This is a genomic window from Sediminibacterium ginsengisoli (assembly GCF_900167075.1).
In the GTDB taxonomy this organism is placed as follows: Bacteria; Bacteroidota; Bacteroidia; order Chitinophagales; family Chitinophagaceae; genus Sediminibacterium; species Sediminibacterium ginsengisoli.
This window is the reverse complement of sequence record NZ_FUWH01000002.1, coordinates 14,917-28,954: the sequence shown is the minus strand read 5'-3', so window position 1 is coordinate 28,954 and position 14,038 is coordinate 14,917. Positions and strand designations below refer to the sequence as shown.

The window sequence follows — 14,038 nt, the reverse complement described above, 5'->3', positions numbered from 1 at the left end:
ATGCACAGGCCGCAGATAAAGCAAGAACAGATGCACAGGCAGATGCACAGGCAACGGAAAAAGCAAAACAGGATGCACAGGCAGACGCGCAGGAAACAGAAAAGCACAAACAGGATGCATTAGCAGATGCACAAGCCGCAGACAAGGCAAAGACCGATGCACAGCAGGATGCACAGGAAGCTGAAAAACACAAGCAGGATGCATTGGCAGACGCGCAGGCCGCAGACAAGGCAAAGACCGATGCGCAGCAGGATGCACAGGAAGCTGAAAAACATAAACAGGATGCATTAGCAGACGCACAAGCCGCAGATAAGGCAAAAAATGATGCAATGGCTGACGCACAGGCCGCAGAAAAAGCCAAACAGGATGCCGTGGCAGATGCGCAGGCTGCAGAAAAAGCTAAACAGGATGCAGTAAACGATGCGCAGGCTGCGGAAAAAGCAAAACAGGATGCTGTAGCAGATGCACAGGCCGCAGAAAAAGCCAAACAGGATGCCGTTGCAGACGCGCAGGCTGCCGAAAAAGCAAAGCAGGATGCACTCGCAGATGCACAGGCCGCAGACAAAGCAAGGCAGGATGCACAACAGGACGCACAGGCTGCGGATAAAGCAAGACAGGACGCTCAACAGGATGCTCAGGCCGCAGATAAAGCAAGGCAGGATGCAGAGCAGGACGCCAAGGCTGCGGATAAAGCGCGTATAGATGCAGAAGAAGACGCGAAAGCCGCAGACAAAGCAAGGCAGGATGCAGAGCAGGATGCAAAGGCCGCGGACAAGGCGCGTGTAGATGCAGAAGAAGACGCGAAAGCCGCAGACAAAGCACGTATAGATGCCGAACAGGATGCGAAAGCTGCAGATAAAGCAAGGGTTGATGCAGAATCCGATGCAAAAGAAGCTGATAAGGCCAGGGTTGACGCACAGCAGGATGCACAGGCTGCGGATAAAGCAAGAGTAGATGCGCAGCAGGATGCACAAGCCGCAGATAAGGCCCGTGTAGATGCACAGCAGGACGCACAGGCGGCAGACAAAGCACGTGCCGACGCACAGGCAGATGCACAGGCGGCAGACAAAGCCAGACAAGATGCGCAACAGGATGCGCAGGCTGCGGAAAAGGCTAAAACAGATGCGCAGAATGAAGCCAAGGAAGCCGCTACAGCATCCGAAAAAGCACAGCAGGAAGCGAAAGAAGCTGCATCTGCTTCTGAAAAAGCACAACAGGAGGCGAAGGAAGCCGCATCCGCTTCCGAGAAAGCACAAAATGAAGCCAAAGAAGCGGAAGCTGCTTCCCAGAAAGCACAGGATGCTGCCAGCAAAGCACAGTCTGAAGTAAAAGAAGCAGAAGACGCTTCCAATAAAGCCAAAGATGAAGCCCGCGAAGCAGAAGATGCTGCCGTAAAAGCCAAAGACGCAGCACAGGAAGCCAATGACGCAAAAGGCTACGCAAACGACGCCGGCCAACAGGCCGACCGTTATGCAGTAGATGCCCGGAACTATGCAAATGCAGCCGAGCACTCCGCACATGAAGCTGCCGCTGCGGCATCGAGAGCTGCCTCTTCAGGTGGCTGGTCGGATCTTAAACTTAAAACGGACATTGCGCCGTTAGAACCGGTTTACAGCAAGCTGATGCATTTACATCCCTGCAACTATCATTTCAGAACAAAAGAGTTTCCGGGTATGTATCTCCCCGCTGAGATGCAGTACGGACTTATCGCGCAGGAACTTGAAAAAGTATTCCCGCACCTCGTTTACAATACAAATACCGGCGGAACGGATCATAAAGCGATCAACTATGCAGGACTGAATATCCTGTTATTACAAGGGTTGAAAGAACAGCATGAAGAGCTGGCAGGCATTAAGAACGAATTGCAGGAACTGAAAAAAATGATGCAGGCAGAACAACATTTATAAAGGTAAAACCATCTGATATGACCAGGGCTGAAGTACTTGAATTTCTCGAATTACCGGAATCTGCAACAGATCATGAGATCCGTATCAGGATGAATGATAAGCTGGCTTATTTCCAACGGCTTTCGGAAAATGCCCCTAATGATTTTTTACGCAAGCTGCACACATCCAATACCGAGAAAATCAGGAACCTGCAAACACAGATGCTGGGCGCAGATCTGCAGCAGGCCGCCCGTTCTCATTCTTACGGAAACCAGAGAGAAGAAGCCCGGCCCGTGCAGTCACGCAAAACAGAAGTAGCCTGGCTGGTAAGACATACCGAGAACCAGTCCGCTATCACATTCCCGTTGTTTTACGGCAAGAACCACATCGGCAGGAATGTACAATCGAATGATCCTGTGATATTGCTTGATGAAGATCCTTATATCAGCCGTGCACATGCAGTACTGGAAGTGATCAATATCAACCCGCTCCAGATCGTGGTATGTGATGATGCACAAAGCAATGGCGGCAAACAAAGCAAGAACGGCACTTATGTGAATGGAAATGACAGGAGGATCACACAGCGTACAATGATCGGCCCGAACGACACCATACAGGTGGGCATGACTAAACTGATCGTTCGCCTGAACAATACCAGTATACACAAGATTGTACAGGAAGTAGAAGAAAGCGATTATATGAAAACAGTAGTTATTGATGTTTTTTAACAGCAACGCTTATGAGAGAACTGAATTATATAGCAGAAAGATTTGAGGACCTGATGAAGGAACTCCCCGTTTCCGGTTATGCCGGGTTTCTGGATGAAACAAAACGTAAGATCAAACAACTGGCAGATAAAGAAGCTTTTTATATTGATGTCTTCTGCAGCGTGAATGCCTCGTCTGAAAGCAGAAAACTGGCCAGGCAACTGGAAGAAACAAGCAGTAACAGCATATATCGCATTACGGTTAAACATGAAAATAATTACAGCGTCCGTGTTTTCCAGGATGTCTTTCCTACGGTAGGTATCATTCTGCTGGATGAAGAAATGCAGAAAGCCGACAAGCTGATACAATATTTCCGCAGGCCCGATACCACTTACAGATTACAGCTGGTAGTGAACCTGCTGCAGGACCAGAATGGCGCACGCGATTTTACAAGACAGTTCAGAAGCAAGGCCGTTATCCTTACACCTGAAAACCTCGAAGGCAAAACAACAGAAGATATCATCAAAACTGCGATAGAAGATACCGCATCTATCGACAAGATGAAGAAGATCGCCTACCTGAACAGCATCAAACCTGTTTTCTCTTTCCTGGATGAGATCCTTTCTGCCGAGAATAAATCAGCGCAGACACGTAAGTTGTTACATACACAGAATACCAATATCACCCGTAAGGAAGAACAGTCGATGAATAACAGCGAAGTAGTGAGCAACCTTCGGCAGCTGATCCAGAAATCTGCGCAGGAGCTTGAAAAAAGCTACAAGCTGAAATATGAGGATCTGAACAAACCGAATACCGGTCAGTTCTCTATCATCACCGCACAGCAATGCGGCAAACTTGAAGATTTTGAACGCAAGAGCCTTGCAGAGAAAAGTGAGAAGTACGAGACTTCCATTGCAGAGGATTTCCTGAATAAATTCACAGGTAATATTGCTGCATCTATCCGCACTGAGTTGGGTAAGGATGAAGCGTTTATCAAAAGTTCTTTCGAAGACCTGATCGCACAGATCAATATTCAATTAAAAAATAAAGGTATCCAGCCATTGAAAGCCGATACCATCTACCCTCCTTTCCCGGAAAAAGAAAGAACGATCCAGTCGTTCTGCTACATGAATAAAACTTACAGCGGCGAGATCATCAAAAAGGGTGCAATGGAATACTTTGTTGCACTGCGTGATTATACAGGCCTGATCATGGTAGTGGGTGGTCTGCTTGCACCGTTATCAATTGTGGCATCTGCCAGCGAAAGCGGCATCTTTAAACATATTGCCACATGGGTGAAAGCATCTACTGCCGGCATTTCGCTGCTCATGATCGTTTATGGTATTTACGATCTGCGCAGAAGGATCCCCAAAAAACGTATCGAAGAATTTGAACGTGAGCTGGGCAAAGCGAAAGACCTGCTGCAACAGGAATCCAAGCGCATGTTCAATGACAGCAGCCGCGACTGGACCAGCAATATTTCCAACTGGATGCGCGACACTACACAGAATATCAACCTGCAGATCGAAAGAAATATAAAGGACCTGCAGACACAGCGTACGAGCCAGATGAACCAGGAGAAAAATCAATTGCAAAAACAGCAGCAAAGTGTTGAAATGCTGTTGCGCAGTATACAGTCGGCCGAACGTGTTAAAGATCAGCTGAACACCCGTTACAGGGAAATGGTAACAGAAGCAGAAAAAGATTTAAAAATATAACGATGGTATTAGGAATAGATCTCGGAACAAGCAATACGGTAGCAGCCTCACTGAGCAGGGATGGTAGTCCGGTATTGATACCCGATGCCAATAATAAAGACGTTCAGATAACGCCGTCGATTGCGCTGATCGAAGGCAGGAAAGCTTATGCAGGCAATTTCGCGGAGAATCTCTATGAAACGCTTCCGGACAAGCAGATCATTTCATTCTTCAAGAGAAGTTTCGGCACACAGGATCCCGTGTATTTCGATGACGATAAAAATGCCTGGTTCAGTGAAACAGTGGCTTCTCTTGTATTGCGGAAAGTAAAGAACGATGCAGAGCTGTACCTGCCGGATGGTTATAAGCAGGCAGTGATCACTGTTCCTGCGCATTATAATGATGTGCAGCGTAAGTCTGTGATCGAAGCAGCAAGACTGGCCGATCTCGAACTTACAGCCATCATTGAAGAACCGGTTGCCGCAGCATTGTTTTACGGAAGCTTTAATAAAAAGATCGATGAAGAGATCATCCTGATCTACGATTTCGGCGGTGGCACATTTGATCTTACGCTGATCACCAAATCAGGTAACCAGCTGAATGTGATCGCAAAAGACGGGGTGAACAAACTTGGAGGAAAAGAGTTCGATGATATCGTACAGCATTCGATCCGGGAAGATTATGAAAAAGCGTTCGGCAACAAACTGCCCACCGATAAGCTCACCGGAAACCGGCTGCAGAAGATCGCAGAAAAAATAAAAATAGAATTGAATGACGCAGATACGCCAAGAAATATCAGCAAATGGATCATGGTAGGCCGAGATGCGTTTGAGGCAACATTCTATTACGACATCTACGCGGCGCAGGCCACACAGCTGATCGTTAAAACAGAACAGGCCGTGAACCGTTGTCTCCGTTCGCTTGGTATGCAGTTCAGCGATATCAACAAAGTGGTGTTGATCGGCGGCACATCCAGCAGCAAACTGGTCTACAATTTCTGGAAGCAGAAAGTTGGTCCGCAACAGGAACTCGTTTATCACCAGCCGCTCAGCAGTGTGGCCAAGGGAGCAGCGCTGTATGCAGCATCATTCAGCAACGGCAACAACCAGGAGATTGTTCCGATCGATCTGAAAAGCGTAAGCACCTATAATATCGGACTGATCATGGCCAACGATCCGAGAAGACAGATCGACCTGCTGATACATCGTAATACGCCATTGCCGGTATCATCTAAAAAAACGTACAAGGTAAATCCGCAGCAGACAGAATATGTAAACATAGAACTCTGCCAGTTCTGGGATCCGCAGGAAGATGTACATAAACTGGGAACCATTAAGGCAGGGCCGTTCTCACTTATGTCTGAGTTCTACCTCGAAGTGGCTGTAGAAAACAGGCTGAACGGAACCATCGGTATAAAAGTAAGGAATGCAGATAACGGTAAGGATATCAAATTCGAGTTCATCAGGAAGGCATCAGATCACAAGTACGATTACCAGCAGCAGAAATCGATGGTAGACAATATTTATCTCAATAATTACTTATAAAACCATTCGCACTATTGTTATGAAGTTGATGTTATTAAAATGGTTATTAGTATCCGTTACAGCACTGGCCGGAACAGCTGTGTCTGCACAGATGATCAAAGCGCCGACCAATACCAAACCGGTAGACCCGCCAAAGAAAAAGCCGGCGGCCAAACCCGTGGTGAAATTCAAGGATGACGATGATGATGTTAAGGCAGACAGCGCCGCAGCCCCTGCAAAAAAAGTTGACAACACATTCGCTTACCTGACCCTGAAAGCCAACAGGGGCGCAGCGATCAATGTGACTATCAACGACAATGAATCAGGGAAGATCAGGGCCGGCATGTCAAAAAAGATCCCGCTGAACAATTCAGATGAAATGCGGATCTCATTGAACGATGGCATGGGGAATCTGTATGATACCACCTTTGTGGTAGATGATAAAGATGCCGGACATAATATTGTTGTAGCCTTCCCGGAAGTGGATTATGCAGCCATCAAGGCAGAAGAGGCACGTTTGAAAAAAGAAGCAGATGACCGCATCAGGCTTCAGAAAGAAGAAGAAGCGCGTAAAATAAGAGAAGCTGAAGAAGAGGCCATCCGTGTACAGAAAGCAGCGGAGGAAGCGCTCAGGCAGCAACGGATCACGTTGCTCACAGAAACGGAATCGGGGCTGAAAGAACTGATCAGGCAATCGCTGTCAGATAAGACAACCCTGCAGCAGCTGATCGACAAGATCAGGAAAGGCGAGATCGGTATAACGCCCGATGTAACGAAAGCACATGATAATTTCATTTCAGATAAGACCCTGCTCAACGAGAATCTGAAAACCTACACGGATTCCGCAATGGCATATAACATGAAAGACAGGCGTGAAACTTTCATGAAAGAAACAAAAACAGACCAGGATAAGATTTTAAAAGATGAGTTTTACAATTTCATTCCGGCTGTTATTGCAGGCAAACAACCCATGAGCGCCAATGTGCAGATTGCATTCAAAGCATCCCGCAGTTCGGATATCCCTTTCTTTATTGCGAAAGACAGCCTCGACGAGCCAGTTATTGCAGGCAAGCGTCCGCTGATGTATGCACTTGAAGTAAAGAGTGATAGTTCTGTTTTCCGTTACCTGTTCCAGAATGGCGTAAGTGCCAATAATTTCGGTAGCAGGTTCCCTGAGAACAAAGAGATCTATGCCACTCCGTTAGCTTATGCAGCCATAAATGGCGATGTAGAAGTGATCAGGTTGTTTGCAGATCATGAAGCAGTGTTCTTCCCATCGAGCATGTCGAAGCTGGATAAAAAGAAACAGGTAAAGTTCCTGCTTACCAAGTTTGGCAGCAATGCAGATGTAATGGCTGTTCTGAAAGAAAAGAAATACGATATGGATGACGGTACTGCAGCCATACTTGCAGCAATTGCATCGATAGACAGCAGTATGGTACAGGTGGAAGGAGGTCAGTTCACAATGGGCTGCACAAATGAGCTGGCAGCCGATTGTGCGGGGGATGAGAAACCAGCTATACAGGTAACGGTGGACGGATTCCAGATCAGCAAATATGAAGTAACACAAAAGATCTGGGCCGCAATCATGGATGATGAAAATCCAAGCTTTTTCAAGGATTGTCCGAACTGCCCTGTAGAAATGGTAAGCTGGAAAGCAGTTTCAGAATTCATTCAGCGGCTGAATAAATTGTCCGGTAAAACTTACCGTTTGCCCACAGAAGCAGAATGGGAATTTGCAGCACGAGGCGGAAAACAAGAGAATAAGGATTTCATTTACGCAGGAGGTAAAGACATTAATGAAGTGGCCTGGTATAAAGACAATTCCAACAAGCCCTCCCCTGTTGGTACTAAAGCACCGAATGCGCTGGGTTTATATGATATGAGCGGTAGTGTTTCTGAATGGTGCAGTGATTTTTATGCTGCTGATTATTTCACACGCAGCACGCTGAACAATCCGAAAGGTCCTGAAGTGAGTTCACAGAAAGTAACGCGCGGAGGATCGTTCATGCAATCATCCTGGTCTTCTCGTTTGTCTAACCGGGAAGGGCATGAAGAAACATTCAATAATAACAATACGGGTTTCAGGTTAGCGATGAATCTCCCGAAATAGGAACCTATTGTACTCCCATTAAAACAGAAGGCCTGCATACTGATGCGGGTCTTCTGTTTTAATGCGCAAAGTTGTGATGTTTACCACGCAGCATGTATGCATGGCTTTGCTCTATGGCATCCATGACGGCAGCCATGATCTCATCAACCGGCGCCTGGTAATTCAGCTGCAGCGGCTCCTTGAAACGTATGGAAAGACGAACACCTTTTTTCTTGAAGGAAAGTCCTGTTTTACTGAAAGCTCTCCAGAACCCATTGATCACAACCGGTACAACGATGGGGTTATTGTTCCTGATAATATGTGCTGTTCCTTTACGGCCCGGCGCAAAGGGTTTGGTAGTTCCCTGCGGAAAAGTAATGACCCAGCTTTTATTGAGCGCCTGGTCTATCTTCTGCGTATCCGATTCATCGCGGTGGCGGTTGATATCTTTACCAGCTTCACGCCAGGTACGTTTAACAGTAATAGCCCCGCCCAGTTTAAACAACCGGCTCAGCCAGTTGCCGTTCATGGTTTCTTCGGCCGCCACAAAATATACGTTTGTAAACGGATTAAGCAGGTAATACGGAATTCCAAGCCGGTTCTTTTTACGCCATTTCACCGCACAGAAAATATGGAGGAAGGCGATCACATCAGCGAAATAGGTCTGGTGATTGCTGACAAACAGTACATTCCGTTTAGGGAGTCTCCGGAGGTGTTCGGTACCCGAAATACTGATCCGGTTCACCAGTACAAGCCCTGGATATGTGATGATACCTACCAGGAAGTAGATCACAGAACGTATTAACCTGATATGCCGCAACCGCTCACCTAATTTCATACTGCCGGATTTTGCAAAGGCCTGCAAAATAAGTAAACTGAACAGATTGACGCTGATTTCTTAAAAATAACTCCGCAGCCGGAAAGTATCGGTTCGATAACACTACTTTTGCCATCTCAATAATGTACCCATGCAACTCACCACGGTAATATTTGATATAGACGGATTGCTGATAGACAGTGAGCCATTATGGTATGAAGCTGCTACTGAAGTATTCGCGTCCTATAATATCAAACTTACGGAAGAGCAATATAAAACGACTACCGGTCTAAGGACCAAAGAATTTACCCAATGGTGGTTAACTTATTTCAATGTACCGGCTTCCGAACTGCCGGTAGCGGAAAAAAAGATCATCGATGCGGTACTTTACAAAATAGAACACAAGGCACAATTAATGCCGGGCGTATCTTATATATTTGAATTTTTCAGGCAAAAGCATTTCAAAATCGGTCTGGCCACTTCTTCTCCGCAGGAACTGATCGATCTGTTTGTGAGCAAAGCGGGTATTGCAGATCTCCTGCATGCCACAGCTTCCGCATCAGAATTACCGTATGGCAAGCCGCATCCGCAGGTTTACCTGAACTGTGCCGGATCTTTAAAAAGTCAACCCGTAGAATGCATCTGTTTCGAAGACTCATTTAATGGCCTGATAGCTGCCAAGGCGGCCAGGATGCAGTGTGTGGTGGTACCCAGCCTGGGCCAGCAGAAAGACGAGCGCTGGGGCGCTGCCGATCTTAAATTATCATCATTACAGAATTTTGGCGAACTGCATTTCAACCTGTTTGGGAAATAGTATTTTGGCCGACTGATAAAATAAAAATCCTGCTACTGATCATTGCAGGATTTTTTATGCTTCATGCTTACCATATTCAAAAAAAAAGAAGGGCTTACACTGAGTGTAAGCCCTTCCGTTATATTCTGAAGAATCAGATTAGTTCTTTCCTTTCAGATTTGGGTGTGGAGCCGGTACGCTATTAGGACCTTCTTCTGTAGTTCCTTGCAGATCTACAGTGTTAGCGTCACCGCTTTGACCGTAAGTGAATACGAACCTGCTTTCAGCGATACCTTGTTTTTCAACCAGGTATTTGATTACCGCGTTAACACGCTCCCAGCTCAGCTGTTGAGCAGCTTTGCTTGATGCACCGTAACCGATAACTTTAATTTTACAGGTTGGGTTAGCGCTGATTTTACCAGCAGCTGCATCCAGAACGCTTTGTGCATCTTTAGACAGCTTAGCGTTTCCTTTGAATTGTACGCTAGGCAGGTTACCGATGTTGCACTCGTTTTTAGCAGCCTGAGCAGCAGCCATGTTAGACATCATGTCTTTGATCTCTTTGCAGCAAGCTGGCTCTGGACAAGTACCAACACCGTCGTTGTTCACAGGGAAGCATTTCAGAGAAGTCAGGATTTCTTTATCCCTGTAGTCAGGAACACCGTCACCGTCTGTATCTTTTGCCCTACCGTGAGAATCAACAGGAGCTCCGGCAGGAGTGTTAGGCTCGAGATCGAACTGATCTGTAACACCATCACCATCTGCATCAGCCAGTACCGGCTTAGGCAGTTTCATATGCTGAGGAGCATTCACCTCGCTGTAGATGTAGTTGTTCGGGTTCAGCCACCACAGCGGTTGTACGCGCTTAGCAGTGTTACCGAGGTTGATGTTCAGTCTGGCAGTAGTCAGGCTGTAGTAATCGCTGTTGTTGCCAGCGAGGTAACCGTCGAGGTAATCATATCCACCGCGGGCGATGAAAGTGAATTTCTGCTCAAAACCGAGGTTAGCTTTGTTGCTCAGTTTGAACGCGATACCAGTACCGACGTTCAGACCGTGGAACAGTCCCCAGCTTTTGCTTGCAGTACCGATCAGCGCATTGTTGCTGTAAGGGTATGCAGCAGAACCTGGAATGAATACATAAGAGCCAGAAGCTGGTTCTTTGTAAGTAACCTGGGTTCCGATAAAGTTATAACCTGCTAACAGGTAGATATCTGTTTTCGGATTGCCTGAATAGTGACTGATAGAATTCAGTGATGCAATCAGGTCCAGACCCAGCATGTGGCTCTGGTTTTTGTAACCACGTGCACCAATGCTTGGTTTCTGATCTCCGTTTGCGAGGATACCAGTGTAACCAGGCCTCAGAGAGAATACATGACTCAGGGCTTTCCTGAAAGTAATGTTTCCACCGAAACCTACGTTAGAACCTACATCTCCGAGGATGAACGCAGGACCTACACCGATACCTAATTCCCACTGGCTGCGAGGCTTAGCAGGGTAAGGATATTGGTTGTTTAAGAATTCGTTGTGTTGAGGAAGGTTTTTCACAGCGATTTTAGAGGTGTCTTTCCATGACCATCCCCAATCGGTCTGAGCCATACCGATCGACTGTAACAGTACGACCAGGGCCACAGCTAAAAGTGACTTCTTGCTTGCCATAAGATATAATTGATATTTAAGAATTTAAGACCCAGAAAACATGACAAAAATATACGGTATGAAACAATTGTCCAACTTTTAACATCTTTTTTTTATTTAAGAAGGATAATTGAATCACTTCATAGACCATTGCAAATCAATTAACGCTGCTTTACTGCCGCATATTGTGTGTATCCGAATTATATTGCACCATAATTTGTCCATGAAACTAGCAAAACAGGTCATATCAGAAGAATTAGCAAGGTTTGAGATCCATTTCAGGGAATCGGTAAAAAGCAGGGTGGCTTTGCTCGACAGGATCATGCAGTATATTGTAAAAAGGAAGGGAAAGCAGTTAAGGCCGATGTTTGTATTGCTGAGTGCCAGGCTGGGAGGAACTATCAACGAGAGCACTTACCGGGCGGCATCGCTGGTGGAACTTCTTCATACGGCCACGCTGGTACACGACGATGTGGTAGACGATTCACTGGAAAGACGCGGTTTTTTCTCTATTAATGCCCTCTGGAAGAATAAAATAGCAGTATTAGTAGGCGATTATCTTCTTACAAAGGGTTTACTGCTTTCACTCAACAATAAAGACCACCGGGTACTTGAAATACTTTCCGAAGCTGTGAAACTGATGAGCGAAGGCGAACTGCTCCAGATGGAAAAGTCGCGCAAGCTGAACCTGGATGAATCTGTTTATTATGAAATTATCAACGGAAAAACAGCTTCTCTCCTCGCTTCGGCCTGTTCCGTAGGCGCATGTACTACCTTTGACAACGAAGACGATATCGAACAGATGCGGCTTTTTGGTGAAAAAGTAGGAATGGCTTTCCAGATCAAAGACGACCTGTTCGATTATGGCAGTGCCGATGTGGGCAAACCTACCGGCAACGATATCAAAGAAAAGAAGCTGACCCTGCCGCTTATTTATACACTGAACAATTGTTCCCCCGAACTCAGAAGAAAACTGATCTATATCATCAAGAACGAGAACCAGGAACCGGAAAAAGTCCGGTTTGTGATCGATGCAGTTGCACAGGCGGGAGGAATCAGGTATGCAACCGAAAAAATGTTCGGCTACCGCGATGAAGCCCTGTCCATATTACACCGGTTCCCGGCTTCCGAGGTCCGGGATGCACTTGAAGAACTTGTCCGTTATACTACTGACCGAAATTATTAATGGAGAAGAACTGGTATATACAGCAAACGGACGATGCCCTCACGACGGCATTGCAGGCCGCATTGAAGGTCAACCGCACCCTATGCGGCATACTTGTACAACGCGGCATCGACGATTTTGAGAAGGCAAAGGCCTTTTTCCGGCCGCAACTCGCGGATCTGCACGATCCATGGCTGATGAAAGACATGGACAAAGCAGTTAAACGTGTGCTGGAAGCAATAAATGGCGGAGAAAAAATTCTTGTTTTCGGGGATTATGATGTGGATGGAACTACTTCTGTCGCCTCCATGTATCAATATCTGCATGCGATTTACGACCAGCTGGACTTTTATATTCCGCATCGTTACCGAGAGGGATATGGCATTTCGAAAGCCGGAATTGATTTTGCCCATGAAAACGGTTTTACGCTGATCATCTCACTCGATTGCGGCATCAAATCTGTGGAACTGATCCAATATGCAAAAGAACTGGGGATCGATTTTGTTATATGCGACCACCATTTACCTGGTGCAGAGTTGCCTGCAGCCGTTGCCATCCTCAATCCCAAGCAGGCAGATTGCCCTTATCCATATAAAGAGCTTTGTGGCTGCGGAGTAGGTTTAAAACTGATGATGGCGCTGAGCCGGCAGTTACAGTTGCCTGATGAATCATACCTACGTTATCTGGATCTTGCAGCTACAGCTATTGCTGCCGACATAGTTCCAATAACTGGCGAAAACCGGATCATCGCTTTTCACGGACTGAAAAAAGTAAATGAAAATCCCTGTGCGGGCATCAAAGCACTGATGCAGCTGGCAGGAGCAGGAAAATACATGCATATCACCAACCTGGTATTCATGATCGCTCCGCGTGTAAATGCAGCAGGCAGGATGGATGATGCCCGGAAAGCCGTACAGTTATTTATTGAAACGGACGAAAAGCAAGCCCTATTATATGCAGAAATGCTGCACAGTGATAATGCAGACCGCCGGGAGGCAGACAGCACGATCACCGAAGAAGCCTTAGCTCTCATTGAAGCAGACCCTTTGAACGGGAACCGTAAAACAACCGTTGTTTTCAAGGAGCACTGGCATAAAGGAGTAGTAGGGATCGTAGCCAGCCGGTTAATAGAAAAATATTATCGTCCTACGATTGTACTTACCCGCAGCGGAGATTATGTGGCAGGAAGCGCACGCAGTGTTGCCGGTTTCAATCTTTACGAAGCGATCTATGAATGCCGTGAGCATCTCCTGGGTTATGGCGGGCATTTTGCGGCCGCAGGGATGACACTTTTACCCGAGAATGTTGCCGCTTTCGCAATGGCTTTTGAGAATGCGGTGACGAGCCAGATCACCGACGATCTGCTGGTTCCCCAACTGCTCATCGACGCAGAAATTCAATTCGCGGAAATCACGCCGTCTTTTTATAATATTATTACACAAATGGAACCATTCGGTCCGCAGAACATGCGGCCGGTATTTATTGCAAAAAGAGTGACCGATACAGGGTTTTCTAAGATCGTCAAGGATCAGCATATCCGTTTTGTTTTAAAACAGGGGAAGCATACGTTGACGGGAATCGGGTTCAACATGGCGGCCAAGTTCGCACTCCTGCAACAATCAGCACCTGTAGACATTGCTTTTACCATTGATGAAAATGACTGGAACGGCGAAAAAAGTCTTCAGCTGAAAATCATAGATCTGCGGGCAAGTAATTGAACTGA

Annotated in this window: 10 protein-coding genes; 8 read left to right on the top strand and 2 right to left on the bottom strand. The window is 46.5% G+C overall.

All coding sequences use genetic code 11. The features are described 5' to 3' along the window. The 5 genes from B5D42_RS03180 to B5D42_RS03160 form a co-directional block, all read left to right on the top strand. A partial coding sequence (locus tag B5D42_RS03180) for a tail fiber domain-containing protein (RefSeq protein WP_176112887.1) occupies positions 1–1,907 on the top strand: 1,907 nt, incomplete at its 5' end. A gap of 17 nt (positions 1,908–1,924) precedes the next feature. Then, a complete protein-coding gene (locus tag B5D42_RS03175; RefSeq protein ID WP_078830011.1) occupies positions 1,925–2,614 on the top strand; it encodes an FHA domain-containing protein in 690 nt (229 codons plus the stop codon). A gap of 11 nt (positions 2,615–2,625) precedes the next feature. After that, positions 2,626–4,311: a hypothetical protein gene (locus tag B5D42_RS03170; RefSeq protein WP_078830010.1), complete on the top strand. Its 1,686-nt coding sequence runs from the start codon at positions 2,626–2,628 to the stop codon at positions 4,309–4,311. A 2-nt stretch (positions 4,312–4,313) separates the two neighbouring features. Continuing rightward, the gene (locus B5D42_RS03165; RefSeq protein ID WP_078830009.1) at positions 4,314–5,834 is read left to right on the top strand and encodes an Hsp70 family protein; all 1,521 of its coding nucleotides are present in this window, start codon (positions 4,314–4,316) and stop codon (positions 5,832–5,834) included. A gap of 19 nt (positions 5,835–5,853) precedes the next feature. Then, positions 5,854–7,926 carry an SUMF1/EgtB/PvdO family nonheme iron enzyme gene (locus B5D42_RS03160; protein ID WP_078830008.1) on the top strand — a complete coding sequence of 691 codons (2,073 nt, stop codon included), beginning with the start codon at positions 5,854–5,856 and terminating at the stop codon, positions 7,924–7,926. Positions 7,927–7,984: 58 nt separating this feature from the next. Here the strand turns inward: B5D42_RS03160 and B5D42_RS03155 are convergent, their stop codons facing one another. Then, positions 7,985–8,743: a lysophospholipid acyltransferase family protein gene (locus B5D42_RS03155; RefSeq protein WP_078830007.1), complete on the bottom strand. Its 759-nt coding sequence runs from the start codon at positions 8,741–8,743 to the stop codon at positions 7,985–7,987. Positions 8,744–8,873: 130 nt separating this feature from the next. Between B5D42_RS03155 and hxpB the strand changes: the two genes are divergently transcribed. Then, on the top strand, positions 8,874–9,536 hold the full coding sequence (hxpB, locus tag B5D42_RS03150; RefSeq protein ID WP_078830006.1) for a hexitol phosphatase HxpB: 663 nt from the start codon (positions 8,874–8,876) through the stop codon (positions 9,534–9,536). Positions 9,537–9,674: 138 nt separating this feature from the next. Here hxpB and B5D42_RS03145 read toward each other — a convergent pair whose 3' ends face one another. Then, positions 9,675–11,171 (bottom strand): OmpA family protein, encoded by a 1,497-nt coding sequence (locus tag B5D42_RS03145; RefSeq protein WP_078830005.1) that lies wholly within the window; start codon positions 11,169–11,171, stop codon positions 9,675–9,677. A 202-nt stretch (positions 11,172–11,373) separates the two neighbouring features. Between B5D42_RS03145 and B5D42_RS03140 the strand changes: the two genes are divergently transcribed. Together B5D42_RS03140 and recJ are read left to right on the top strand one after the other, a co-directional pair. After that, positions 11,374–12,336 carry a polyprenyl synthetase family protein gene (locus B5D42_RS03140; RefSeq protein WP_078830004.1) on the top strand — a complete coding sequence of 321 codons (963 nt, stop codon included), beginning with the start codon at positions 11,374–11,376 and terminating at the stop codon, positions 12,334–12,336. Next, positions 12,336–14,033 (top strand): single-stranded-DNA-specific exonuclease RecJ, encoded by a 1,698-nt coding sequence (recJ, locus tag B5D42_RS03135; RefSeq protein ID WP_078830003.1) that lies wholly within the window; start codon positions 12,336–12,338, stop codon positions 14,031–14,033. The genes B5D42_RS03140 and recJ overlap by 1 nt, the downstream gene beginning before the upstream one ends. Positions 14,034–14,038: the final 5 nt, after the last annotated feature.

Bases quoted from the DNA above. Each gene is read 5' to 3' on its own strand.
- B5D42_RS03170 (WP_078830010.1), top strand. From the start codon at position 2,626: ATGAGAGAACTGAATTATATAGCAGAAAGATTTGAGGACCTGATGAAG.
- B5D42_RS03175 (WP_078830011.1), top strand. From the start codon at position 1,925: ATGACCAGGGCTGAAGTACTTGAATTTCTCGAATTACCGGAATCTGCA.
- B5D42_RS03155 (WP_078830007.1), bottom strand. From the start codon at position 8,743: ATGAAATTAGGTGAGCGGTTGCGGCATATCAGGTTAATACGTTCTGTG.
- B5D42_RS03140 (WP_078830004.1), top strand. From the start codon at position 11,374: ATGAAACTAGCAAAACAGGTCATATCAGAAGAATTAGCAAGGTTTGAG.
- B5D42_RS03165 (WP_078830009.1), top strand. From the start codon at position 4,314: ATGGTATTAGGAATAGATCTCGGAACAAGCAATACGGTAGCAGCCTCA.
- B5D42_RS03160 (WP_078830008.1), top strand. From the start codon at position 5,854: ATGAAGTTGATGTTATTAAAATGGTTATTAGTATCCGTTACAGCACTG.
- recJ (WP_078830003.1), top strand. From the start codon at position 12,336: ATGGAGAAGAACTGGTATATACAGCAAACGGACGATGCCCTCACGACG.
- hxpB (WP_078830006.1), top strand. From the start codon at position 8,874: ATGCAACTCACCACGGTAATATTTGATATAGACGGATTGCTGATAGAC.
- B5D42_RS03145 (WP_078830005.1), bottom strand. From the start codon at position 11,171: ATGGCAAGCAAGAAGTCACTTTTAGCTGTGGCCCTGGTCGTACTGTTA.